This is a genomic window from Anaeromassilibacillus sp. An172, assembly GCF_002160515.1.
GTDB classification, from domain to species: domain Bacteria; phylum Bacillota; class Clostridia; order Oscillospirales; family Acutalibacteraceae; genus Limousia; species Limousia pullorum.
The window spans coordinates 1-566 of record NZ_NFKS01000062.1 but is presented as its reverse complement, the minus strand read 5'-3'; the positions used below and the strand labels follow the sequence as shown (position 1 = coordinate 566).

General features: G+C 41.2%; 1 protein-coding gene. It reads left to right on the top strand.

Annotated elements, in window-relative coordinates:
- The coding region (locus tag B5F08_RS13075) for a hypothetical protein (protein WP_087380384.1) at positions 1 to 377 on the top strand (377 nt) is incomplete at its 5' end.
- Positions 378 to 566: the final 189 nt, after the last annotated feature.

Below are 566 nucleotides of genomic sequence, written 5' to 3'. Positions count from 1 at the left end.
ATGAAAGAAGCGCAAATATAACACTGGGCGGTGAGGAGTACACTCTCATTCTCACAACAAAAGCCACAAAGGAGATAGCCGGCAAATACGGCGGCCTTGAAAATCTGGGAGATAAGCTGTTAAAGTCGGAAAATTTTGAAATGGCTTTAAACGAGGTTGTTTGGCTTGTAACCCTTTTGGCAAATCAGTCTATTTTAATTCACAACATCAAAAACAAGGAAAACAAAAAAGAACTGCTGACAGAAGAAATGGTGGAGCTTCTGACTTCACCTTTGGACTTGGCAGGCTTTAAAACGGCTCTGTCGGAAGCTCTCTACAAAGGCACAAAAAGAAATATTGTAAGCGAGGATAACACAAAAAACTCACAGGTCGGGTAACAGATGAAGAACTGTTCACCCGACTTCTTTATTACGGTCTTGCCCACCTTAATTTAACTCAGGATGAAGTGTGGCTCATTCCCTTTGGTTTGCTTTTAGACCTATGGGAATGTCATAAACAGTGGAACGGTCAGGCAAAACCAAAGCGTGAAGTTTTCATCGATGATGTTATCCCTTGTGGAATTTAAT